Genomic DNA, 24,540 nt, shown 5'->3' on the forward strand with positions numbered 1-24,540 from the left:
ATTGTTAATATAAAAATCAAATAAATTGGTCTATTTCCTTACCTATAATCACACCTTTGCCAAATATCTGTTTTGTATGCTCATTTTCATGTATATCATATTTATATAAAAGTATCTTTAAATCTTCCAGACCTTTCACCTGTATATCTACTATATTTTGTTTAGCTTTATATATTGGTAAATTTACAGTTTTTTTAATTATCTCTCTTCTTGCTTTTTTTCTCTTAGACTTTATTTCATTTATCAATTGTCTATCATCATTTCTATATGCATCTTTAAGCTCTTGTCCCAACTCTTCATAATCTTTTATTAAAGTTTTTTCAATTTCACTATATATATCCTCTGGTATTACTGTATATCCTTCAATATTTCTAAGTATATTTTGTGCCTCGTTAGAGCCTAAACTATATGGTGTTATAGTATCTAATATATCTAAAGCACGAGTAAATTTTTTTTCAAAATCTGTACATTTTAAACTTTCTTTAGAATATAGTATTTCAACCATTTGTACTTTATGTTTTTCTTTCATTTTAAAACATTCTTTTCCATTCATATGGTTTTTCAATATCTCAAGTCCTTTTTCTACAATCTCTTTATCATAAATACTGCCTATTCCTGTAGCTTTTTCTATATATATAAATATATTTGGACTATTTTTTTCATACTCACGACTTCTATAACATCTCCCAAATCTTTGAAATAGACTGTCAAGTGTTGAATTTTCTGTATGAAGTTCATCAAAATCAATATCAAGAGATGCTTCCACTAATTGTGTAGTAATCCAAATACCATTACTATCACTATCTGCAAACTCTTTTATATATTTTTCTAGCTTTGCTCTATCTTCTTGTATATACATAGAATGTAAAAGATTTACATTAACATCTATTCCTTTTGACTTAACTATCTCTTCTATTAATTCATATTTTTCTATAGCACTTTTAACTGTGTTTACTATTACAAGAACCTTTTTATTCATTCCACTTTGTATTATTTGTTCTAAATTTTCATCTATTGAATTTTCTACAATAGACACACAATGTCTTATTTTTTCTGTGTTACATGTTAAATCAGCTAAGTTACTATCAATTACACCTCTTTTTTTTAGTTCATCTATATATATAGTTGGCATAGTAGCTGTCATTATCATAAATCTTCCACCTATTTTATGTATCATTTCTATACCTTTTACCAATACAGCTGCTATTTCTGGTGAATATGCTTGTATCTCATCTATTACTACTTTTGAATATGCTAATGTTGAGTATACTTTCTCATACCCTCTATACAAAAAAGGAAATTTAAATATTTGGTCTATTGTGGAAAATGTCAGTTTACAAGATAATAACTTTGCTAAATCTACAATCTCATTTGAATTTTCCTGATTACTTTCTTCTAGATAATCTATTGCTGTTGAATGTAACAGACCTAAGAATGTATCATTTGATTCTCCTACTCCAACTATATTTTTAGCTCTATCAAATAACGCATTTATACTTACTCTTAATGGAAGTGTGAAAAATGCCTTATCTTTATCTATCCAAATTAAAGCAGTTTCTGTTTTTCCCATCCCTGTAGATGCAATTAGTATTATATTCTTGTTTCTATTCGATTTAGCAAATGACTGAACTTCTCTTAAACTACCAAACTCTTTTACTAAATGTTTTTCTGTGTATTCACCTATATTCATGTTACTATTGCACTCAACAATCTCATGAGCAGAAGCACTATGGTCTAATCTATGTAATATACCTTTTAACATAATATATAGATTATAGTATTTGTGATTTTTATCTATTCTTTTTTCTATGCCTTGTAAATATATATTACTAAGTTTTTTAGTTTTTATAGGGTATCTAATATTAAATTCATTTTGCAATTCATGCACTTTATTTATTAAATCCTTGTCTAATACTTTTTGTACCAAATCTTTAAAATCTTCATCTATAAAGATATCTCTTTCATGATGATATACAATAATTTGATTTAGCACATCCATTAAATCCCAATCATCTTCTATATCCAAATATCCATAATTGATAAATGCAGGAGAAATAAAATTGTGCCCTATATTATTCTCCAAATTAGTTATTATTTCAGGTTCATTTATTTCAATATCCATTCTACTTCTTATTAGTTTTTGAAATGGTGAAAAAGCTTTTCCGACATCATGAAATTCTATAACAAAATCAAGCCATTCCCAGAATTTTTCTTTGCCTAAAAAATCTAACTTATTTATACTTGTATTGTAACAATACTTTAATAGATTTCTTTGTTCTAAAAGCTCATTAGTATGCTCTCTCAATGTTTCTACTGGATTAGATTTTGCATATAGCAATAGACTCATCTCCTTTTTGTTTATTAAAGTATAATAAATCTCCTTCTATATCTAACAATATATATCCACGTCTTATTTTATTACCTTTTTCAATATAATAACTATCAATTTTATTCCAAATTCTTTTTTTATCTTTCTTAGAATTATTTTCATAATAATTATTGAGTCTATAACTTATACCATTTAATCTCTCATCTTTTAAACTCAACTTTGGTATATATATAGGTCGTCTTATCTTATATTTTGATAATTTGTAATTTTCATAGTCATCTACTTCTACTTTCATAGCATTTACTTCAAATTTGTTAACTTCTACAAATCTAATATCATTAATTCTTACTAAATCCTCTTTTCTACCTAATGATAAATGCTCACCACAATTTAATAAACTATTATATAATTTTTTTAATAATTCGAAATCTCCACCTATATGAATTATTAAATTTACATTCAATAACATATGACTATTCATTGGCATAGATGTAATACTATCTTTTTTATAAAAATATGTTGTCTGATAATTATTAAATATACTTTCATATGTTCCTTGTACACTTATATTAAATGGTATATACTCTGTAGCATTTAATATTTTATGAATTAATCCATTTACTGTAGAATATGGTGGTAGTGGATAAGTTTCTGTAATTTTCATAGCAAATGGTTTTTTATAGCATGCAGTTTCTTGAAATAAATCTAATTTCAATACTTTCATATTAATTCACCTCATAATATTCCTTTACTTCTTTAACTAATTGTCCAAAAAATTTATCTACACTTAAAAATTTACCTTCAAATAACTCTTCAAACTCTTCTTTATTTGTAAATACCCCATCTACCATTCCCACATAAGTGAAATCTTTTAAATTCTTGCCTAAAAAAGTACCTTGAACTACTTCTTCTATTGCTGACTTATTTACTTTAAATCCATTTTTATCTCCTTTTAATTTTATTCTACCTAAAAAGAATGGATTTGCTATTTTATACACTCCTCCTACTACAAATAGAGGAGATAAATTTTCTTGTCTACCTCTAATGTTTCTATTTAATACTTTTATTATTTCTAAAAATTCTACTACTCGCTTACACTTATCTTTATTATCAAGTTCTATATCTCCATCTTTACCTATTTTAGATAAATCTATAGTCACTGTATATGTATAATAACTTAAATGTTGCTCTATGTTTGCAAGATTAGGGTGTTCTCCTATTCTATCTGCTAATCCTTTATTATTTAAAAAGTCCATATCACTTCTATATGGTTCAAGTGAAATTGCATTACTCAATCTTACAGTAGCTTCTCTAGTCAATGAACCTCCTTTTTTATCCTTCTCATCTTTTTTATTTGTTTTCATATATCCAAACAAATCCATTTCTTCTGACTCTCTTATACTTATATTATCTTTAAACTGAATAGTACCCTTTCCTTTATCAACAACCTGTAAATTCCAATTAAATAACTCTGAAGCTAATCGCACTATATCATATCTTAGACATTGACGAGATGCAAATGTATAAATATTTCCATCAGCCCTACTTAATTTTTTTAATTCTGATATATTACCTATCCCTTCACCATAGTTTAAACTTTGAGCCTGTGCTATTACTGTAAATGTTAATCCTCTTTTCATCTTATTTTTCCTCCTTCTTATCTGTTATTTCTTTTTTTGGATTATATTTATAAGATATTAATCCTGTTATAAAAGCATATCCTATGGATTCAAAATCTAAATCCTTTTCGCTAAGTATCCCTAAGACTTCTACTGGTGGTATTTTTTCACATGATGAGAAAATTCTTAAAATTGTTTGCATGAAATCATTTCTATTTCCAACTTTAATTAGATTCAAAAGTTTATATGTTATTCCTCCTATTTTATTCTTTGAATCTTTGTCAACATAATAGTCATTTATGTCACGACCAGCATTATAAATTACTTCCAAGTTTTTATCATCCATTTTATATACTCCCTTCTTATAGTCACTTATAAGTTTTCTTACTTCAACTACTTTAAAACAATCTATTCCTGATATATTTGATTTGCTGACATTTTCTATATCATTTCTAACTTTATTTCTTAAAGTATTATTAATTAAGTGTTTTAAATCTTTATTTTTCAAAAGCAAATCTATAACATTTGATTTAAGCTTATTATCATGAATGTTTTGCAATTTTATATTTATTTTTTTATTCGTAAAAAATTTTGCCAAGTAATTAGGAATATTAAAATAATTTATTTTACATTTTTTAGAATCTATACTTGCTTTAAATTCTACAAAAAGCGTGTTATGAAGCTTCCATTCACTTTTTTCTCTATTTTCTTCTACTATATTTTTTATAAAATTATTAAATGGAACTTCTTCTTGATTGACTAGCGATTTATTATCTTTAGATTTTAAGTTTGCATTTCCATCAAAAAGCTCATTTATAGAAGTATCCATATTAACAAATAAATAAAACTCATTTTCTTCATTAGACAAATAATTCTTTCTTGTATAAGTAGCTCCTGCTGGAGTACAGAATAATATAAGCTTACAAACATCACATATTGATGTTGTATATTCCTGATTCCAAAACATATTTCTAGCATTATTAGTACTTACTCCAAGTGGGGCAAAATTACTTTCTGAGTATTCATCTAATATCCCTTTATATGAGCCACACATTTCACATACTTCTAAACTATCTATATACAATCTTATATCTTCAATACTTTTATTTTTCTTTATAAATTTATTGTTTATTTCCTTCATGATTTTTTCTATAGTATTTATACTAGACTTACTAACTTTTTTTTCATTTACATCTTTAGATATACTATCTAATCTATCATTTAAATAGATTTTTAATTTATCATAGTCATTCTCTTCTAATAAATCTTCTAACTCTCCTAAATATATGATTTGTCTTAAATAGTCATTAAACATTACTTGTTTTAATCCATCTAAATCTAACTTAGCCTTAGCAACATTAAGAAAACTAACTTGTCCAAAATAATTATCTTGAACTACATATTTATAAAGATTGGCTGTAAGTCTGTCATTTATTGATTTTATTTTAAATATATCAATAATCTCATCAATTAAAGTTTCTAATAAATCAAATTCATCATAACTTTTTATCTTAGACATAATGTCTAGCTTTTCTTTTATTAAGTTAGAATTATCTTCATCAAATTTTTTAACCTTATCATTTTGTTGTTTTATATTATCTTTAATTTTCTTAATTCCATCTTTGATTTTATCAGGCTTAGATTTAATAAAATTTATACTGTAATCAACACTCTTTCTAATCCTTTTTGATACATCATATTCATCCATGAAGTAATCAAAATAATAATTATGAAAATTTTCAAGAAATGAACTGTCAAATTCAATATAGTCTTCTATAATAAACACTTGTTCCTTAACATCTGCTTTTTTTATTATATTTAAAAATCCAACTATACCCATATTGAAGAACCAATCTCCTCTATAAACTCTTAACTTCATCTATATCACCTCTATTCTAGGATATCTATATCGCCAAATCCTTGAGCACGTCTAAAACCTAATCCTAAATTGTAAATAAGATTTAAATCATCTATATCACCTTTTAAGATAAATTTACCTTTGTAACCATTAACATATTGATATTCTTTACCTGTTATTTTTTTAAATTCTCTTAAACTTTCTTTCACTACTACCTTTTTAAGACCTACATTTTCAAACTCTAACTTTCTTTTTAACCCATTCCCCCTATAGTTTTTAATAACTTCATTGGTTATATAATTTAACTCTTCTATGTATCCCTCATCACTTATATCAAGAAATTTACCTTCTTTAGATTTTATGCAGAGTGGAGATAGTGCATTGAACAATACTCTTTCTTCTGTTACCTTCTTTTCTCTTAAGAAATCTATTCTAATCCTTGTAAGTTCATGTTCTTTATACAAATATTTTTTAGAACTCATTAATCCACTATATATACGAAAACCTAGTTCTAAATCTGGAGTACTTATATTTAAGATTATTTTATCTTTTACAATAAATTTATCACCTTCCATACTGTAGCCCTTCATATAAACTGAAAATGTGAAGTTTTTAGTTTTTTTATTATTTTTTTCATTATAATAGTACATATTTTTATAGTAATCTTCATTAGACTTTCTTATCGCTTCTTTTATAATACTCATAAAAAGTGAATTATAAGATATTGGTATACAATCTGTACTAAATTCAATTTTCATTTTCATAATATCACCTCTCTCAACTAATATATTAACACTAGACCGTGAAGTATATCTGTCTGAATATAAATTATTTGAAAAAATCAGTAAATTTTTTTCATTTTTTCAATTTCTGACAATATATCATCTCTAAGTCTAATAGGTTCTATAACTTCAACATAAGCTCCCATACTCAAAATCCAACTTTTTATCTCTTCATAACCTCTCATTTTAGCTTTAAATAGTATAGAATTATTGTCATACTCTATAATTTGTTGATTATTAACCCAAACTTTCTCCTTTATAATTATTGAAAATGGATGGCTAATTTTTATAACAACATTAATTTCTTCTCCCTTATAAATTCCTATACTATTTTTACTATATTCATCCCAATTAAAACTTTTATCTACATTATATTTTTCTTCTAAAACCTTATAACTTTTAATTCTACATAATTTAAAATCTATAAACTTAAGCCTTTTTTCACAAAAAGCTACCATATAGGTATCTGATTTATAATTAAATAAACCGTATGGATGAACAATTCTTTCGCTACTACCTGAGTTCAATGAATAATATTCTATCCAAAGCTTACGTTTTGTCGTATACGCTCTAGTTATTTCGTTACATTTATTTTTTTCAAACTCATAATTACAATTACGTTGTGCTTGTACTGTGAAATAATCCATATATATATCGCTCTTTTCTCCTGTATTTAATACTGCTTTTATTTTTTCTACAATACTATTAAATTCATTTTTGTAAATATCATTATTGTACTCTAGTTGTGAATTTATCATGTCTAGAATTGAAACTTCACTATCCAATAATTTAATTAGTGAGATACTATTACATTTATCGATTTCATATCCACCATAAATCCCAGGTGTTGAATTTATAAATATACCTGCTTGTTCTAAATATTCCTTATAGCTTTTTATTTGCCTTTCACTTACTTCCAACTCTTCTGCTAGCTCTTTACACTTCATTCTTCCTCTACTTTGAATTAATATCATCATTCTTATTGTATTAGCTAATTTACTAATGAATAACACCTCCTAATAATATTAATTAATATCTTATATTGTTTATTTCTACACATATATACATATAACCTCCTTATGTTTTATGTAAGTAGAATTTTTTACTATTTAGATACTTATTATGACATATTAGTATATAATCTTAATAATTAATACAATAAAAAATATTACTGAAAAAATAAATATTTATAATTCCAGTAATATTAATCAATTTTAAATACTTTTTATTAGTTAATAATCTCTCCTAAAAATTAACTAAATTTAACCTTATCTCTTTTAAATAATTATTTCTCACAATTAAGAAATACACTATTTGAACTAAAAATAAGCTTCCCATTACCAAAACTGCCGAAGATGCTACCTCTATATCAAAAGAATTTCTCAGTGCAGTAAGTGCAAATATCGAATGTATAACTGCCACTACATAAGGCAACAAAAATACAATTCCAATTTCAATAGTTGAAGCTTTTTTAATCTCATTATATGTCATCCCCAATTTATTTAACTGCTCATACTTTTTCTTGTCAACTTGACAATCCATATAAAACTTATTATATAAAAAACTACTTGTAGTAACAAAGAAAATCATACCTATAAATATTGCCAAAAACATAAATGTAGAATATGTTAATTTACCATTTTCTATCATTAATTCTTTAGAGAAGAATAAATATGGTTGCATTCCAGACTCATCATTAAATTTATTCTCAAATTGCCTACATATCTCTGTAGTTTTGCTTGAATCAACTACTTCAAATGTAGTAAATCTATCCACTATAAATTTTGATTTTATACTATCATAAAAATTATCTTTTACCACATACATATTGTCATAATATGCTGGCATAACACACTCTTCTACTTGTTTTACCACCTTTAGACTTTTATTCCCTATAACAACATTTTCTTTAACTTTCTTATCACCTGGTAAGCTTGATGAAAGCAATGATATAGATTCATTATCTTCAAAACTTATAGGGTTAACTCCTATAATCTTTGTGATTTCGAGATACTTAGATTCTTTTATAATTCTCACATTAAAATCGCTTTTCTTAGGAAATACAGTTTTAAATTCTCCATTAATTCTTGTATAATCTATATTTTCTTTTTTTAATTTGCTTTCTATAAATCTCATTCTTTCCTTATCTTTTTCTTTACTATCAGGCTTGTTAGTATCATTATGCAAAGTCATTGTTGAATAATACATTGTGTTAGGATATATTAAATTAATTTGACGCTTTACATCTTTCCAAAATGAATAAACTGTACCTATAGCAGTAAATGCTACTGCAGAAGTTATAGCTATCAAAAAGAATATCCTAGCATTATCCTTTACTTTGTAGATTAAATTTGAAATCCAAAGCATATTCGTATTTTTTCTATAAAATCTCTTATTTAATTTTAGCTTTTTTAGAAAAAAAACACTAAATTGAGAAAAAAATAAATAGGTTGCTAATATAGTAAGAGATGTAACTGGAACTAAGCGTAGATATGTTGTATATTGGTCAGTTGATGTAACAGCACTATAATATGCTATTACAAACAGACAAATACTTAATATAACAAATACTAGTGATGTTTTAGGCTCTGGTTTTGGAGTTTTTGTACCTTTAAGCAATCTCAATACTTGATTTTCCTTAACTATAAAAGAAGCAAATACTGATGTTAATATAGCTAAAATTATGAAGTAAAATAAAGTAGATAATATTGCATTTATTGGTATATAGAACTGCAATGGTGATAATTCTAAAAAGGTAGACATAATCACTAAAAATATCTTTGAAAAGACTAAACCTATTATTACTCCAATTACAGAAGATGCTATATTTATTATTATATTTTCTATAAAAATTAACTTCATTACCTGTTGCTTTGATATACCTGTAATGTAAAGTATTCCAAATTCTTTATATCTACTTTTAAGAAATATACTCACTGAATAAAATACAAAGAAGAATAAAAATAAATATGCAATTATTTTACTCATCTTAAGCCCCTCTTTTAGATAATCGGGAAATTGAGATATCTCTAAATCGGGATGACTTGTAAACATGATAAAAGAAAATAGTAGGGCAGAGGATATAACAATACTTGCTAAATACCCTACATAAGCTTTAATGTTTCTTGAAATATTGTTGATGGCAAATTGTTTTATGTTCATTAATTATCGCCCCCCAATAATGTAAGTACATCCATTATCTCTTGATAAAACTGCTCTCTACTACTTCCCTTATATATTTCATTATATATAGCTCCATCTTTTATAAATAAAATCCTACTACAATAACTTGCAGCTAATGGGTCATGAGTTACCATCATAGTAGTAACCTTATTTTCTCTATTTATATTCTCAAATAACTCCATAACAGTCTTTGATGACTTTGAATCTAAATTACCAGTTGGTTCATCTGCTAAAAGTATTGATGGTCTATTTATTAATGCTCTAGCAATAGCAGTTCGCTGAGCTTGACCACCTGATACTTCAAAAGTTCTTTTTTCTAATAAATCTTTTATCCCTAAAATTCCAGATACTTCAGCCAATCTATTATTTTGTTCTTTTACACTAACCTTATCTAATGTCAGTGGCAATACTATATTTTCACCTATAGTTAAGGTATCTAATAAATTAAAATCTTGAAATACAAAACCTAACTCTCTTCTTCTAAATAATGCAAGTTCTTCACCTTTTAATAGTAGTGGATTCTTACCTTTTAGCTCCATAGTTCCTGTAGTTGGTTTATCAATAGTAGAAATCATATTTAAAAGAGTAGTTTTCCCACTGCCAGATGGTCCCATAATTCCTACAAATTCTCCATCATCTATACTAAAATTTATATCATTTAATGCATTAAAAATTATTTTCTTGCCATATACTTTACTTAAATTATTTACAGTTAAAATTTTCATTATTAACTATCCTTTCTAATCTAATTTTTGAAATAACATATATATTTATTTGTTAATTATTATTTATATTGGTTAGCTAATTTTTGTAAATAATAAATATATCTTAATCTATACACTAATTATGTTTGTAAAAGCTAATATAGCAAGCAATATTCCCATAAGTATTCTATATATAGCAAATACTCTCATTGATTTTTTCTTTAGAAAATCCACAAATTTTTCCATAACTACTATTGATACAATAAAAGCTACTATAAATCCAACTATCAAGGCAATCCACAATGTTGGTGTCATTATTGAATAATCAAATTCAAATAAATCCTTTCCTGAGGAAGCTACCATAGCTGGCACAGCTAAAAAGAAAGAAAATTCAGCTGCTATAGGAGAATTAAGTCCTGCTATCCATCCACCCATAATAGTAGATGCACTTCTTGACATACCTGGCCATGCAGATAAAACTTGTAAAACTCCAACTTTTAATGCTTGTATTGACGTGATTTTGTCTATATTATCAGTAGAATGTTTCTTTTTTCTAAACAAAGTCTCTACCACTAGTAATAAAATCCCACCAACTATAAATCCTATAATTACAGATTGTAAATTAAACAAGGCTTTTATGTTGTCATAAAATAGAACCCCCACAATCGCAAATGGAATACATGCTATAATTACATTCATTCCAAATTTAAAGCCAGTTTTTCCTTCTTTTCCACCAGTAAATATAAATTTTAAAAATTCTATAACACTATCTTTTATTTTCTTCCAATAAAGTACTACTACTGCTAATATTGCTCCAAGTTGTATTACAACCTCAAACATTTCAGCAAATTGTCCTTTAAAATCTATCAAGCTACCAACCAATATCATATGACCAGTAGATGAAACTGGGATAAATTCCGTAAGCCCCTCTACTATAGCTATCATAACTGATTTTAATATGAAAATAATATCTAAACTCATCAATAAACATCCTTTCCTTTTTGCAAAATTTATTTTTTATGTTATTTCTTATACTAATTGTAATTTAGATTAGAAAATTTAACTATCTACAAACATTACACAAACCTTACAGCTATGTAAGGTTTGCAAGTAAACTCTATTAAAATTAGATTTTTTAACTGTAATTATCTCATTCAACAAATGATATATAAATTAATAAAAAACATAATCAATTAAAGATTTATTATAGAAAATTATTCATATTATCTTTATTAAACATTATTGAAACTTCTGTGCCTTTTCCTACTTCTGATTTTATGCTGACCTTATGCCCTAAATCATCACATACTTTTTTTACTAGATAAAGTCCCATACCTGTAGATTCTCCAAACTTACGACCGTTTTCCCCTGTAAAAAACGGGTCAAATACTCTTTTTATATCTTTAGAAACAATCCCAACACCCTCGTCTATTATACTTAGTGTTACATAGTTATTGTTTTCTTCAGCTTTTATATTTAGGTAGTTACTATAACCTTTAGAATATTTCACACCATTTGTAATCAACTGGTTTATTATAAATTTCATCCATTTTATATCTGTATAAACATAAGTAAATTTGTCTATTTTTATCTTCGGAATTATCTCATTTTTTATAAATAGCCTCTTTTCTTCATTTACAATACCAACTACAATTTCGTTCAATTTAGCTTTCTCAACCACAAAATCTTTTTGGAAATTATCTGCCCTTGCAAAGTGCATCGCCATATTTAGACCTTTATTTAGCCTGTCTAGTTCTTCTCTTATGTTTTCTGTTACTTCTTCTCCCTCATATTCTTGAAGTTGAAGACTTATAACTGATATTGGTGTTTTCATCTGGTGAATCCATTGATTGATGAAAGTTAAATGCTCACTATGTACTTTTTTATGTTCTTGTATCATTGATTGATATAATTTATGTTGTTGTTTTAAAATAGCTGATATATTTCTTCCCAAGAAAGAATTTCCTAAATACAAGAATGATTCATCCAGAGATTTTATGCCTTTTTTGAATAGAGTATATACTTCTCTATGCTTATAGTATTTATATATTAAAAAACACAATAATATAAAAGAGCTAAATAAAAGAATATATAAACTCTCTCCCAAATTGATAAATTTCATAAGATTACAATAAATAATTGTCATGAATATTCCTATATAATATATAAAAATATAACCCTTACAATCTCTAAAAAATAATTTCATATTTTCTCCCTACCAATTTTTATTTAATTTATATCCTAATCCTCGTACAGTCTGAACAGCATTATCTATACCTAATTCCTCAAATCTTTTTCTTATCCTGCTAACATTTACATTTAGAGTATTTTCTTCTACAAATTCAATATCGTCCCATATCTTTTCTAACAGATAATCTCTACTTACTACTTTTGGGTATTTTCTAATGAGGCATTCAATCAATATCCCTTCTTTCTTAGTAATAATTAGAACCTTTCCACCTAATTCTAACTCCAACCTCTCTGGATAAAACTTCAATCCATCTAATTCAACTATTCTTTCATCTACTTTAGGTGAATATTCACCATATACTCTTCTTATATGGCTCTTTATCTTTGCCATTACTACATCATAATAAAAAGGCTTTGTTATATAATCATCTGCTCCACTTTCTAAAGCTCTAATCTGGTCTACATTCCCATCTCTAGCTGATATAAAAACTATGGGGAGATTAGACTGTTGCCTAATGCATCTGCACCAGTAAAAACCATCAAATTTAGGTAAATTAACGTCTAATAGCACTAAATCTGGCTTTATTTTTTCAAATGTAACCATTATATCATCAAAGTTTTCTTCAACAACCACTTCAAATCCATATTTCTCAATATAATCCTTAAGTAATGTACTTATCGATATATCATCTTCCACAATATATATTTTATGACTCATATATTCCTCCCGATATCTATTTTAACATTAACTAAACCTACTAAAAATAAATATAATTATTAATATAAAATAGAAAAAGTTACCTTAATTAAGGTAACTTAAACTTTTATTATAGTTTCTATTTAATATTATTTTAGCATAATTTCTACTTAGTAGCATATAGTAATTCTTTTATATCTACTTTTTTCTCTTGTAATCCATTTTTTATTAAAAAGTTTTGTGTATCTTCAAGTGAAGATATGTCTTTATCTGTTATATCTAAACTAAAATCATACCAAGCGTATAACTCTTTAGTTTCTTCAACACTTAAATCAACTTCTTTAGCTACTTTTTCCATAGCTTCATCAAAATTATTATTTACATATTCTAAAGTTTCTTTTTCAACCTTCATAAATCTTTCAACTATCTCTGGATGTTTCTCTGCAAAATCTGTACTAACAGCTGTTACTATTATCCCATCTACTAAACCTTCACCATTTGCTACAAGTTTACTTCCAGACTTCATAACTTTAAGGGCTGCTGGTCCAGCAATCAATGCAGCATCAACACTACCATCAGCAAGAGCTGCTGATGCTTCTGGGATACCCATGTTAATAAACTCTACATCATCCATACTTAATCCTTCTTTATCAAGAGCTGCAATTAATACTTGGTGTAGTATAGTCCCCTTTGGCCCTGCTACCTTCTTACCTGCTAAATCTGCTGCTGATTTTATTAAACCATCGTTAGTCAAAATCATAAATCCTTTTGGTGACCTACTATAAGTGTTTAATATCTTTAATTCCACTCCATTAGATGCAGCTATCAAAGCTGACGTACCACCTAGTGCATGTAAAAAATCTATTTCTCCAGCAGCTAAGGCCTGTGTCTGCTCTGGTCCTGTAGTAATTTCATGGAAATTAACTTTTATATTATCCTTTTTAAATTCCTTTCCAAATAAATCATCCTGTTTTTGAATTATAGAAGGAACATTTAATGGTGATTTTACATAAGTTAAATTTATTTCTGAAAGTTTTTCTCCATCATCCTTTTTAGCACATCCAGCTAAAGCTGTTGTTGCAAGTGTTAATATCGTTATACCTACCAATAGTTTTTTTAATTTCATTTACTTTACTCCTTAAAATATTATTAATTTCTTTAAACGTCTTTGTTTGATTTCATTGTCATTAAAATATCTTTTTTTAATTTAATATAATAGTCTGAAGTTAAATCTCTATCATAATCATCTTCTATATTAAATTCTTTTATTTTTCTTTCATCTGTAAAAACAACTATTTTTTTGCCTATCTTTAATGCTTCATCGATATCGTGAGTTACAAATATTACACCTTTATTAGTTGATTTATGTATTCTTATAACTTCGTTTTGCATATCAATCCTTGTAAAATAATCTAATGCCGAAAAAGGTTCGTCCATAAACAACATATCTGGATTGAAAGAAAGAGCTCTAGCTATACTTACTCTCTGCGCCATACCTCCTGATAACTCATTTGGATAAGAGTTTTTAAATTTCTGCAAGTTCATCATCTTAAGATATTTTTCTACATCAATACAATTTTTCTTATTAGGTCTATTCAAGTAATTTAAATTATCATTAGTTTCTAAATCTATGGAATCATCATTTATACCTTTACTATCAATGCTTTTCTGATATTTGAATTTACCAAATACTTTACTTAAAATAGTGTTTTTTCTTTGATTATGAAAGGCTATATTTTCACTTACATTTAACCAAGGCATCAATCTACTCTCTTGAAATACAAATCCTACATTAGGTTTATGCTCTTTATTATCTTTAACAAATCTAATCTCACCACTATTTATATCTTCAAGGGATGCAATTGCCCTAAGTAAGGTAGTCTTTCCACATCCACTTTCACCTAAAATTACAGTTATATGATTTTTATCTATGTTTAAAGAAATATTACTAAGAACTATATGCTCTTCATTGTCAACTTCATAACTTTTAGATAGATTTCTGATTATATATCCAGAATCACATACTAAATTATTCATAGGCTTCCACCATCTTTCCCTTACTTACCTTTTTCACAATAATTGAAAATATATAATCTGTAATTATTCCTAAAAGTCCAATTACGATTATACCTACAATGACAACATCTGTCCTAGACATTTCCTTTCCATCAGATATCAAGTAACCAAGACCTGATGATGCTGCTACAAGTTCTGCCCCAATAATCGCTCTAAAACTATATCCAAGAGCCAACTTTAGCCCGACTGCAATATCAAGAATGGCATTAGGTATAATTATTTTAAATATTATTTGTAGCTTTGAAAACTCAAATACTCTACCTACTTCAATCAGTTTTGAGTCACAATTCCTAATCCCCTTTAATGTGCTTGTAAAGATTGGGAAAAAAGAAGCCAAAACTATAATTATAATTTTCGATTCTTCTCCTATGCCAAACCATAGTATAAGCATTGGTATTAAAGCAAGTGGAGGTGTATTTCTTAAAAAATTTATTAGTGATTTAAAATATTCATATACTTCACTATGAATTCCAAAGAATATCCCTAAAGGTACACCTATTGCAGTACTTATTGCAAATCCTATCAAAACTCTTTTCATACTTGCATATACATTAATAAATATTGAACCATCACTTATCATATTTAAAAATGTACTATACACCTTTTCAGGTGATGGCAATATATAATCACTCCAAATACCAAGATAATTAGTAATTTTCCATAGTAAAAGAATTATGAAAAATATCAAAACACTTTTTATTAGACTTAAAAACTTATTATTAAATTTATTGACCATTTACAAACCATCTCCATTATTACATCCATCTTTACAATAAAACATTTCTACTATATCATACTTATCTTCAGAACTATTTCTTATTTTTTGTATTTTGCTTAAGATTTCATCTTCACTCGATACTTCAAGAACTTTTTCAAAAGAGTCTTTAAAATATCCTAATGGAATTGGAGATTCATCTATCTTTCCAAGCGATTTTATACCTTCTTTTTCAGCAAACTCTTTCCATGTATAAAATATAGCATTACTCTTATCTTTAAACTTTTCACTTGCAAAGTCCCTTAATTGTGTACATGGACAGGTTACTATCAACATATCCTCTTCACTTTTGATATATTTATCATATAAAACCCTACAAGTCCTTACTAGTATTGGTTCTATCATAGGTACTTCAAAACTATCTATCAAATTATTTCTTTTTAAAAGATTTATACTTTCTGGACATCTACAATCTAACATTGTATTTTCAGTCTTTTTTATATACTCTTTGTATTGCTTCTTTACATATTCCAATTGTGGCTCACATTCTGCCATTATGTAACCCTTTTTTATCAAATTTTCTTTGACAAGGTGAAACTTTTCCCCATACATTCTTTCTGCCACTGGATTTATTAGAAGATATTTATTCATAGCTCCTCCTATTATTTAATATTGAATATTATTATCAATTACTAGTTTAAATGAGCACTTAAATTTTGTCAATATATTAAATTTTTCTTAATAAAATAATATTTATCTACATTTTTTTACTGTTTTAATTAAAATAGTAAATAGTATATTCAATTTATTTTAAATAATTATATACATATATTTCTAGTAACCTACTTATATAATAATCTATAAATATTATATAATGATATGTACGCAATTAGTATTAATATTTGATAATAATACTAATAAAGGTAGAAATTTTTTTAATATTATAAGAAATCAAATTGAATATTGCAACTAAAGTAAAAAAGCTGGTGTCTCAAAATGAACTTTTTAGTTCATGAGGCACTCTTCTTTGTATGTAATCAAATATATTTTCATCATTTCAATAATAAAAAAGAGGCTTATCTCTCTATTTTGAGACAACCTCTTTTTATAATCTTTATAAATATTTCATTTTAACTTCATCTATAATTTGTAAAATTCTATTTCTAACATCTATTGGTTCCAATACTTTAACCTTATTTCCAAAAGAAAGTATATATCCATATATCCAATCATTTTTGGGATACTGTACTGTTACGATGAAATCTCCATCATTATCACATAATATGTTATCAATATCAAATTCATCATACACTCTATAACCTACATCTTTAGAAATTTTCAACTTTAAAGTAATACTTTCATTTTTATCTTCTTTTATCTCTCCCACTTCAATTGGTATACTCCTTATAAATGTCTGTTCACAAACACATATATTTCTCATCCTTACAATCTTAAAAATTCTATAATCATTTTTTTGACGACAATAAGCTTTGATATACCAAGACTTCTCTTTAAACCAAAGCATAAGTGGTTCTACACAACGCTTTGTTACCTTTCCATAAGTATTTATATACTCAAAAGTTATAATATTACAATCTAATATAGCTGATTTTATTTTTATAAATTTATCTTTTTCTACATCATCACTACCCCAATGAGAAAAATCAACAGTTATCCAGTTTATATCTGACTTACAAAATAAAGGTTTAAGTTTCGATAATATAGAATTAACCTCTGGATATTTAAGCATATTTAAACTCTCTAATGAGGCTAGAATTTCTTTCTGTTCTTGCTCAGATAAAATAGATTTATCAAAGGTAAAATTATCCAAAATACCTATACCCCCATTTCTACCTTTGTCAGTATAAATTGGAATACCAGAAGTTGACAGTATTTCGACATCCCTACAAATAGTTCTTCTAGATACTTCAAAATGTTCAGCTAATTCTGTTGCAGTTACTTTTTTCTTATCTAAAAGGATATAAATAATTTCAAATAATCTATTACTTTTCATATAATCACCTCATTACTTTATTATAGTATAACAATAAAGTAATATAATACCACAATATAACACTTATATTTCTCTTTTTACTTCAAAACGTAAAACCGTCTTTAATAAATCAGGAGATACTTTTCTAGCATCACTTATATAAATTTCACGATGTACATTAGATTTTCTTACAAGATTATTTCTTTTACAAAATTCACTCATAATGTCAAAACTTTCTGGTTCATTATCATATGAACCTACATGAAGCATTTGGACACACAATCCTTCATTAATAAACCCAAATTTAACTTTTTCAAGAAGGTTATGTGGTTTCTTCTTTTTTACTATGTCGATAGCTTTATCTAACAAGTCTTGTGTAACAAAATCTGGCTGACGTATCATCATAGTATAAATCAAGTCTTCTTTAATAAGTATATCTGAGTATTTGCTTTTTTCTCCTTTATCCCATATAGCTTCTAAAGGAAAAACAGTATAATCAAAATACCCTTCTGGCACAATTCCCTTCTTAGGCATGGTTTTTATTGCATATGCCAAAGAATAAAGTACTCCTATTGCTTCAGTAAATTCTTTGTCATTTGGGTCTCCATTCCCTTTTAACATAATAAATTTCTGCTCTGGTACTTCAACTATTACTGGATTCTTCTTAGGTAAATATAACTCCTTATCTTTTTTTCTCCATTCATATTTCATGAGAATACCTCCATATATATTTTATACATTGATATTATCATGATAAAAGTGACAACAGTATGTCACAATTTATAAATTTATATTATAAAATCTTCATCTTCTAATTCCTCATATACTCCTTTTTGGTATCCATTGCCTTTAGTTGAAAAGAAATCATGTGTTTTAGTTTCCGTACTAAGACCATTTAATACAATTGGATTGATAGCATCTACAATATATAACTTCTCAAAGCCTAGATTTTCTAAAGCTCTATTTGCATTATATTTCAAAAAGTTTACTACCTCTTTTTCAAGCCCACTTTCTTTATATATAGCATTTGTGTATTCTATCTCATTCTCCATAAGGTTATCAAGTATAGAATACATCTTCTCTTCTAGTTTTTTCTTATCAATTTCATCAAATTCATCGTATATTTCTTGTGCAAGCAATCCTATATACTTACCATGTAAAGACTCATCTCTAAGAATAAGTGATATTATTTCTCCACTGGCCACCATCTTTCCTTGACCAGATAGATACAATGGATAAAAGAATCCTGAATAAAACAGGAAACTCTCTAAAAATACACTTGTAACCATAGATAAGTACAAATCCTTTTGATTTGTAGTGTTTTCATACTGAGCTAAAACTAAGTCAGCCTTGTTTTGTAAAGTTGGTTCTGTTTCTATCCATTCAAATAACTCATCTATTTCTGAATTAGAAAGTAAAGTCATAAATATAGAAGAATAACTTTTTGCATGTATTTCTTCCATAGTCCCCATAAAAGACAAGACAGCCTTTCTTTGTAGATTTTCTGTTAAACTCATCATAGATGGTATTCCATTATTCCCCTGTTTTGTATCCAATAATGTTAAACCACCCAATACTTTTTTATACAATTCCTTTTCATTATCACTCAGTTCATTCCATACCTTGATGTCCTTAGAAACAGATATTTCTTCAGGAAGCCAAAATTGTTTTACATTTTGTTCCCAAAAAGCCTGTGTAAATCCATCTTCTTCTCTATTCCAGTTAACTGCATTATGTATTTTATGTAAATTAAACGTCATATATTTCTCTCCCTATACTGAACATACTAAACACTCATGAGTGTCTCTTGTCATCTTTGTTCTTGTGTAATATAAACTCTTCAGACCTTTTTTATATGCATATATGTAATGTCTAGCTATGTCTCTAGTTGTCTTTTCATCTGTGACAAATAGAGTTGTTGATATACCTTGGTCAACATGGTTTTGAACTGTCGCTACTAAATCTATTACTTTTCTCATATCCATCCTGTATGCTGATTGATAATATAACATATTATCATTTGTTAAAAATGGCATTGGATATATTGTAGTAGAATCTCCATATGTTCTTACTTCTACTGGTTCAGTAATTGGCATTATACTTGATGTAGCATTTTGCACATAACTAATACTTTGAGTTGGTGCTATTGCCATCAAATAAGCATTGTATATGCCTTTTTCTTTTACTTCATCTAATAAACTTGCCCAATCTTCTTTAGTTGGTATATGGATACCTTCAAATAATGCCTTTACCTTATCTGACTTTGGTAAATAAGATTGCTCATAGTATTTTGATAGTACTTTACTTTCTATACCTTTAGCATATTCTGATTTATTAAAGCCCTCAAAAGTTTGATTTTTTTCTATAGCTATTTTCATTGATGCTTTAATTGAGTAATATCTAACCATTGCAAAAAATACATTAGAAAAATCTATGGCATCCTCTGAAGTATATAAGATATTTTCCCTTACTAAATATCCATGTAAATTCATAGCTCCTAATCCTATAGAGTGAGACTTACTATTACTCTTACTAACTGTTGGTACTGGTTTTATATCTATGCTATCTGCTACAAATGACAATGCTCTTATTGCTGTCTCAACCGTACTTTCTATAGTTTTATTGTCCATAACATTAGCTATATTTAAAGAACCAAGGTTACAACTTATATCTTGTCCCCACTCATTTTTACCTCCATAACCTTCTATTTGTGAAGGTGTCTGATATTGGAATATCTCACAACATAAGTTAGACATCTTGACCATTCCAACATCTCTTAATGTATGTTCCTTATTTGCTGTGTCTATGTATACTACATATGGATATCCACTTTCTTGTTGCATCTGTGCTATTTTAGTCAGCATCTGTCTAGGATTTATTTCTTTTTTTCTTATATCCTTATCATCAACCAATTTTTCGTACCACTCATTCATTTCTATCTCATCAAGATAAACTCCATACTTCTTATACACAGTATGAGGATAAAATGCATATGCAGTTTCATTTTTTTCTGCTAATTCCATAAACTTATCAGGTATTATAGCTCCTAGTGATAATGTAGCAAGTCTTATTTTCTCATCAGCATTTATCTTTTTCGTATCCATCAATAATTCAAAATCAGGATGGAATACAGTAAGGTAAACTGCTCCAGAACCTTGTCTAGCTCCCATTTGATTGAAATAACTAAAGGATTGCTCCAACATTTTTGCTACACCAACAACTCCTCCAGCTGCCCCTTCTATATCTTTGATTGATTCACCTGATGCTCTAAGTTTGGATAAATTTAGTGCAACGCCTCCACCAATCTTTGATAAATGATTTGATGAAGATATAGCATATGATATACCTTCTGTACTATCTTCTACAGATAATAAAAAGCATGATACCATCTCTCCAGCTCTTTTTCTTCCAGCATTTAAAAACGTTGGAGTAGCTGGTTGAAATTCTTGTTTTACTATTTTATCTGTAAGGCTTAGAGCCAAACCTTCATCACCATTTCCTAATGTCAAAGCTACAATTAATACTTTCTCATTATATGTTTCTAATATTTCTTTTCCATCATTGCTTTTTAATGCGTAATTTTGATAAAACTTGTTTGCACTCATATATGATTGAAATTCAAACTGATATTTCTCAATAAACTTATATACCTTTTTAATAAAATCCATACTATACTTATTTATTACTTCTTCTGAATAATAACCTTCATCTATTAAGTACTTTAATCTTTCTTCTAAATCTTTAAATTTTTTCAACTTTGGTTTTATAAATTCTTCTATGTAACTACTTAAGGCTTCCTTGTCTTTTTCCAATTGATACTTACCTTGTTCATTTTTAATTATCACTTGATTGTTAAGCTCTATCCAATTCATTATTTACCGTCCTTTTAACATAATCTTGTGCTATAATTTCTTTCAATTTTCTTATTATTTCTTTTAGTATTTATTAGTTGAAATCCCCAAAATAACCTATAACTATTGGAATATAATAAGTATTTTTCAAAAACAAAAGCACTACATATAGTCAGTGCTTTATCTATTATATACTACATATAGTATATACACAAATTTTTTTATATCTAAACTTTTATTATCACTGATATTATTTTTGTTTAAATAAATTTTTATCAACTCAAATATAAAACAATACAAACTTATTATGTCATGTTTAAAAGTGCAAATTATCCCTAAATAGCCTAATAATATATTTAAAACAAAATATTTTATATATGATATTTTATATATTATTTAGAAGTTTTTTATTTATTGTTATATAATTAAATATATGACTATTTTGCTACTACATATATAAAAATAAATTCATGAAGGTGATTTTTATGAGAGATATTTCTAAATATGAACTTGAAAAGATACTTAAAAAACATTATTTATGGCTTAAAAACAACAATGATGGAGAAAGAGCTGATTTAAGAGAAATAAAATTAGAAAATATGAATTTAAAGGGATACTGTTTAAGTAATATTGATTTTTCATGGTCTGACCTTATTGATTTAAACTTAGAAGAAGCAGATTTAGAAAACTCTAGCTTTAGTAACTCTTATTTTTCAAATTGTTCATTAAAAAATTCCATATTAAAAAATGCAGACCTAAGTGGAGCTAATTTTAGATTTTGTGATTTATCTAGGTCAGATATTAGAGGAGCTAATTTAGAAAACTCCAACTTAGAATATGCTACTTTAGATGGAGTAGTATCAGATGAAAATACTCGCTTTTTCAAGTTATACTGTCCTGAAACAGGAGCATTTATAGGCTATAAAAAGTGTTTTAATTTTAGAATGGTACAATTATTAATTCCAAGTGATGCAAAAAGGGTTTCTGCTACATCAAATGCTTGTAGATGTGATAAAGCAAAAGTACTGTCAATTACAAGTATAGATGGCAAAGAATCTTTTAAAAGTGCTCGTGCATATGCTGATGAAAATTTTATATATAGAGTAGGAGAAACGATTATAGCTGAAGAATTTAATGAAAATAGATGGAAAGAATCAACTGCAGGAATTCACTTTTTTCTAACTAGAGAGGAAGCTATAGGTTATTTATAAAGGAATACTTTTTTATAACACCATACACAAAATAAATAAACAATAAAAAAAGAGTATCTATAATAATGTTTAAAAACTATTAAGATACTCTTTTATATTTTTTGTAGTCTGCAATTACATTTTATTTTACAATCTATAGTAAATTATCTATCTTGATACTATCCATAATTTGTGAAACCTTATCTATATATTCTATATCATTACCAAGACTACTATAATACTTATTGCTCTCATTCCTATTCCTAAATGAATAAACTTTTTTATCCAACTTTAAAGCCTCTTTTATAATGTCTATATTTTTTTTATTCGTTTCTCCTACGCTAAATCCTGTGTCTATTATAATCTTAGAATCATTTAAATTTCTAATAGCTAAATCAAAACTCTCATTAGTTATTGGCTCAAATGGCTTTTCTGTAAACATCTTTATGCCCATAGTTCTGCCAATTTCATAATCAATATCATTTTCATGTATTATTCCAGAATATAGACCTATACCTTTTTTAGTAAAAGCTCTATAAATTGGTGTAGCTTTACCACCACCACCAATTATAAAAACTTCATTTTTAGATTTATTACTAATCTCTACTGAACCTAAAAGACTATTAAAATTTTTATCATCCAATTCATAAAGTGAATTTATAATATCTTCATCCACTACATCTTCAGGTTGACCATAAGCTATGACTTTATTATTCTTTATAAGAGCAACTTTATCACAACTTTTTAATGCTATATCAATTTCATGCAATGAAAGTATTACTGAAATTGATTTTTCCTTACTTAATTTTTTTAGTATATTTATAAGCTCTAACCTATGCTTTATATCTAAGTGAGTTGTTGGTTCATCCAATATAATTATTTCTGGCTCTTGAACTAAAGCTCTTGCAACTAATACTTTTTGTTTTTCTCCATCACTTAGTTCGTCAAAATATCTTTTCTTTAAATGTAATGCATCTACAGATTCTAATGCTTCATCTACCAGTATTAAATCTTTTTTGGATAGGTTACCAAAAAATCCTGTATATGGATACCTTCCTATATTAACTATATCTTGTACAGTCATTAAATCACCTAATAATCTATTTGTAAGCACTAAAGCCATTTTTTTCGATAGTGACTTTCTTGATATATGATTTACATCTATGTCATTTAGATATATCTCCCCTTTTATTGGCGTTATAAGTTTAGATAAAGACCTTAATATAGTAGTTTTTCCAGCTCCATTACTTCCTAAAAGACATAATATCTCTCCATTTTTCACCTCTATATTTATATCACTCACAACTACTTTTTTATTATATCCTACACTTAAATTATTAGTTTTCAACATAT

Annotated in this window: 21 protein-coding genes; 1 reads left to right on the forward strand and 20 read right to left on the reverse strand. The window is 26.8% G+C overall.

The genetic code is table 11. From position 1 onward, the window contains the following. Window positions 1-16 precede the first annotated feature (16 nt). From ACTG45_RS16280 to nrdE, 19 genes are all read right to left on the reverse strand, one after another. On the reverse strand, window positions 17-2,338 hold the full coding sequence (locus tag ACTG45_RS16280; RefSeq protein ID WP_021385911.1) for a CRISPR-associated helicase/endonuclease Cas3: 2,322 nt from the start codon (window positions 2,336-2,338) through the stop codon (window positions 17-19). Continuing rightward, the gene (gene cas5b / locus ACTG45_RS16285; RefSeq protein WP_021385852.1) at window positions 2,319-3,053 is read right to left on the reverse strand and encodes a type I-B CRISPR-associated protein Cas5b; all 735 of its coding nucleotides are present in this window, start codon (window positions 3,051-3,053) and stop codon (window positions 2,319-2,321) included. Before cas5b ends, ACTG45_RS16280 begins: the two co-directional genes overlap by 20 nt. A gap of 1 nt (window position 3,054) precedes the next feature. Next, window positions 3,055-3,969 carry a type I-B CRISPR-associated protein Cas7/Cst2/DevR gene (gene cas7i / locus ACTG45_RS16290; RefSeq protein ID WP_021385873.1) on the reverse strand — a complete coding sequence of 305 codons (915 nt, stop codon included), beginning with the start codon at window positions 3,967-3,969 and terminating at the stop codon, window positions 3,055-3,057. 1 nt (window position 3,970) lies between these two features. Further along, entirely contained in the window at window positions 3,971-5,827 is a 1,857-nt protein-coding gene (cas8a1, locus tag ACTG45_RS16295) for a type I-B CRISPR-associated protein Cas8b1/Cst1 (protein WP_021385884.1), read from the reverse strand. 11 nt (window positions 5,828-5,838) lie between these two features. Further along, complete coding sequence (gene cas6 / locus ACTG45_RS16300) at window positions 5,839-6,570, reverse strand: CRISPR-associated endoribonuclease Cas6 (protein ID WP_479919389.1); 732 nt, start codon at window positions 6,568-6,570, stop codon at window positions 5,839-5,841. Window positions 6,571-6,647: 77 nt separating this feature from the next. Beyond that, window positions 6,648-7,565 (reverse strand): helix-turn-helix transcriptional regulator, encoded by a 918-nt coding sequence (locus ACTG45_RS16305; RefSeq protein WP_479920301.1) that lies wholly within the window; start codon window positions 7,563-7,565, stop codon window positions 6,648-6,650. Window positions 7,566-7,833: 268 nt separating this feature from the next. Beyond that, window positions 7,834-9,750, reverse strand: a complete 1,917-nt coding sequence (locus ACTG45_RS16310; protein ID WP_479919390.1) for an FtsX-like permease family protein — start codon at window positions 9,748-9,750, stop codon at window positions 7,834-7,836. Continuing rightward, window positions 9,750-10,496 (reverse strand): ABC transporter ATP-binding protein, encoded by a 747-nt coding sequence (locus tag ACTG45_RS16315; RefSeq protein ID WP_054271510.1) that lies wholly within the window; start codon window positions 10,494-10,496, stop codon window positions 9,750-9,752. The genes ACTG45_RS16310 and ACTG45_RS16315 overlap by 1 nt, the downstream gene beginning before the upstream one ends. Before the next feature lie 108 nt (window positions 10,497-10,604). Continuing rightward, window positions 10,605-11,456 carry an undecaprenyl-diphosphate phosphatase gene (locus ACTG45_RS16320; protein WP_479919391.1) on the reverse strand — a complete coding sequence of 284 codons (852 nt, stop codon included), beginning with the start codon at window positions 11,454-11,456 and terminating at the stop codon, window positions 10,605-10,607. A gap of 223 nt (window positions 11,457-11,679) precedes the next feature. Further along, window positions 11,680-12,450 (reverse strand): HAMP domain-containing histidine kinase, encoded by a 771-nt coding sequence (locus ACTG45_RS16325; protein ID WP_407811477.1) that lies wholly within the window; start codon window positions 12,448-12,450, stop codon window positions 11,680-11,682. Between the two features lie 240 nt (window positions 12,451-12,690). Next, the gene (locus ACTG45_RS16330) at window positions 12,691-13,383 is read right to left on the reverse strand and encodes a response regulator (protein WP_479919392.1); all 693 of its coding nucleotides are present in this window, start codon (window positions 13,381-13,383) and stop codon (window positions 12,691-12,693) included. 145 nt (window positions 13,384-13,528) lie between these two features. Beyond that, window positions 13,529-14,488: an ABC transporter substrate-binding protein gene (locus ACTG45_RS16335; protein WP_479919393.1), complete on the reverse strand. Its 960-nt coding sequence runs from the start codon at window positions 14,486-14,488 to the stop codon at window positions 13,529-13,531. A gap of 32 nt (window positions 14,489-14,520) precedes the next feature. Further along, complete coding sequence (locus tag ACTG45_RS16340; RefSeq protein WP_479919394.1) at window positions 14,521-15,399, reverse strand: ABC transporter ATP-binding protein; 879 nt, start codon at window positions 15,397-15,399, stop codon at window positions 14,521-14,523. After that, the gene (locus tag ACTG45_RS16345) at window positions 15,392-16,174 is read right to left on the reverse strand and encodes an ABC transporter permease (RefSeq protein ID WP_021385879.1); all 783 of its coding nucleotides are present in this window, start codon (window positions 16,172-16,174) and stop codon (window positions 15,392-15,394) included. Before ACTG45_RS16345 ends, ACTG45_RS16340 begins: the two co-directional genes overlap by 8 nt. After that, window positions 16,175-16,804 carry a hypothetical protein gene (locus tag ACTG45_RS16350; protein WP_021385847.1) on the reverse strand — a complete coding sequence of 210 codons (630 nt, stop codon included), beginning with the start codon at window positions 16,802-16,804 and terminating at the stop codon, window positions 16,175-16,177. It abuts the gene before it with no gap. Window positions 16,805-17,267: 463 nt separating this feature from the next. Beyond that, a complete protein-coding gene (locus ACTG45_RS16355; RefSeq protein WP_479919395.1) occupies window positions 17,268-18,167 on the reverse strand; it encodes a helix-turn-helix transcriptional regulator in 900 nt (299 codons plus the stop codon). 63 nt (window positions 18,168-18,230) lie between these two features. Beyond that, window positions 18,231-18,857, reverse strand: coding sequence for a GyrI-like domain-containing protein (locus ACTG45_RS16360; protein WP_479919396.1), 627 nt, complete (start codon window positions 18,855-18,857; stop codon window positions 18,231-18,233). A 77-nt stretch (window positions 18,858-18,934) separates the two neighbouring features. Further along, window positions 18,935-19,906 carry a class 1b ribonucleoside-diphosphate reductase subunit beta gene (gene nrdF / locus ACTG45_RS16365; protein WP_479919397.1) on the reverse strand — a complete coding sequence of 324 codons (972 nt, stop codon included), beginning with the start codon at window positions 19,904-19,906 and terminating at the stop codon, window positions 18,935-18,937. Between the two features lie 12 nt (window positions 19,907-19,918). After that, a complete protein-coding gene (nrdE, locus tag ACTG45_RS16370) occupies window positions 19,919-22,018 on the reverse strand; it encodes a class 1b ribonucleoside-diphosphate reductase subunit alpha (RefSeq protein ID WP_479919398.1) in 2,100 nt (699 codons plus the stop codon). Between the two features lie 464 nt (window positions 22,019-22,482). Between nrdE and ACTG45_RS16375 the strand changes: the two genes are divergently transcribed. Further along, window positions 22,483-23,208: a pentapeptide repeat-containing protein gene (locus ACTG45_RS16375; protein WP_021385907.1), complete on the forward strand. Its 726-nt coding sequence runs from the start codon at window positions 22,483-22,485 to the stop codon at window positions 23,206-23,208. Between the two features lie 133 nt (window positions 23,209-23,341). On the opposite strand, the gene ACTG45_RS16380 is transcribed toward ACTG45_RS16375, so the two are convergent. Then, complete coding sequence (locus ACTG45_RS16380; RefSeq protein WP_479919399.1) at window positions 23,342-24,538, reverse strand: ABC transporter ATP-binding protein; 1,197 nt, start codon at window positions 24,536-24,538, stop codon at window positions 23,342-23,344. Window positions 24,539-24,540: the final 2 nt, after the last annotated feature.

It is taken from the genome of Clostridioides sp. LIBA-7602 (assembly GCF_056688945.1).

What these genes read in the sequence shown, in the direction of transcription:
- cas5b (WP_021385852.1), bottom strand. Translation starts at nt 3,053, where the DNA reads ATGAAAGTATTGAAATTAGATTTATTTCAAGAAACTGCATGCTATAAA.
- cas7i (WP_021385873.1), bottom strand. Translation starts at nt 3,969, where the DNA reads ATGAAAAGAGGATTAACATTTACAGTAATAGCACAGGCTCAAAGTTTA.
- cas8a1 (WP_021385884.1), bottom strand. Translation starts at nt 5,827, where the DNA reads ATGAAGTTAAGAGTTTATAGAGGAGATTGGTTCTTCAATATGGGTATA.
- cas6 (WP_479919389.1), bottom strand. Translation starts at nt 6,570, where the DNA reads ATGAAAATGAAAATTGAATTTAGTACAGATTGTATACCAATATCTTAT.
- ACTG45_RS16305 (WP_479920301.1), bottom strand. Translation starts at nt 7,565, where the DNA reads ATGATGATATTAATTCAAAGTAGAGGAAGAATGAAGTGTAAAGAGCTA.
- ACTG45_RS16310 (WP_479919390.1), bottom strand. Translation starts at nt 9,750, where the DNA reads ATGAACATAAAACAATTTGCCATCAACAATATTTCAAGAAACATTAAA.
- ACTG45_RS16315 (WP_054271510.1), bottom strand. Translation starts at nt 10,496, where the DNA reads ATGAAAATTTTAACTGTAAATAATTTAAGTAAAGTATATGGCAAGAAA.
- ACTG45_RS16320 (WP_479919391.1), bottom strand. Translation starts at nt 11,456, where the DNA reads ATGAGTTTAGATATTATTTTCATATTAAAATCAGTTATGATAGCTATA.
- ACTG45_RS16330 (WP_479919392.1), bottom strand. Translation starts at nt 13,383, where the DNA reads ATGAGTCATAAAATATATATTGTGGAAGATGATATATCGATAAGTACA.
- ACTG45_RS16335 (WP_479919393.1), bottom strand. Translation starts at nt 14,488, where the DNA reads ATGAAATTAAAAAAACTATTGGTAGGTATAACGATATTAACACTTGCA.
- ACTG45_RS16340 (WP_479919394.1), bottom strand. Translation starts at nt 15,399, where the DNA reads ATGAATAATTTAGTATGTGATTCTGGATATATAATCAGAAATCTATCT.
- ACTG45_RS16345 (WP_021385879.1), bottom strand. Translation starts at nt 16,174, where the DNA reads ATGGTCAATAAATTTAATAATAAGTTTTTAAGTCTAATAAAAAGTGTT.
- ACTG45_RS16350 (WP_021385847.1), bottom strand. Translation starts at nt 16,804, where the DNA reads ATGAATAAATATCTTCTAATAAATCCAGTGGCAGAAAGAATGTATGGG.
- ACTG45_RS16355 (WP_479919395.1), bottom strand. Translation starts at nt 18,167, where the DNA reads ATGAAAAGTAATAGATTATTTGAAATTATTTATATCCTTTTAGATAAG.
- ACTG45_RS16360 (WP_479919396.1), bottom strand. Translation starts at nt 18,857, where the DNA reads ATGAAATATGAATGGAGAAAAAAAGATAAGGAGTTATATTTACCTAAG.
- nrdF (WP_479919397.1), bottom strand. Translation starts at nt 19,906, where the DNA reads ATGACGTTTAATTTACATAAAATACATAATGCAGTTAACTGGAATAGA.
- nrdE (WP_479919398.1), bottom strand. Translation starts at nt 22,018, where the DNA reads ATGAATTGGATAGAGCTTAACAATCAAGTGATAATTAAAAATGAACAA.
- ACTG45_RS16375 (WP_021385907.1), top strand. Translation starts at nt 22,483, where the DNA reads ATGAGAGATATTTCTAAATATGAACTTGAAAAGATACTTAAAAAACAT.
- ACTG45_RS16380 (WP_479919399.1), bottom strand. Translation starts at nt 24,538, where the DNA reads ATGTTGAAAACTAATAATTTAAGTGTAGGATATAATAAAAAAGTAGTT.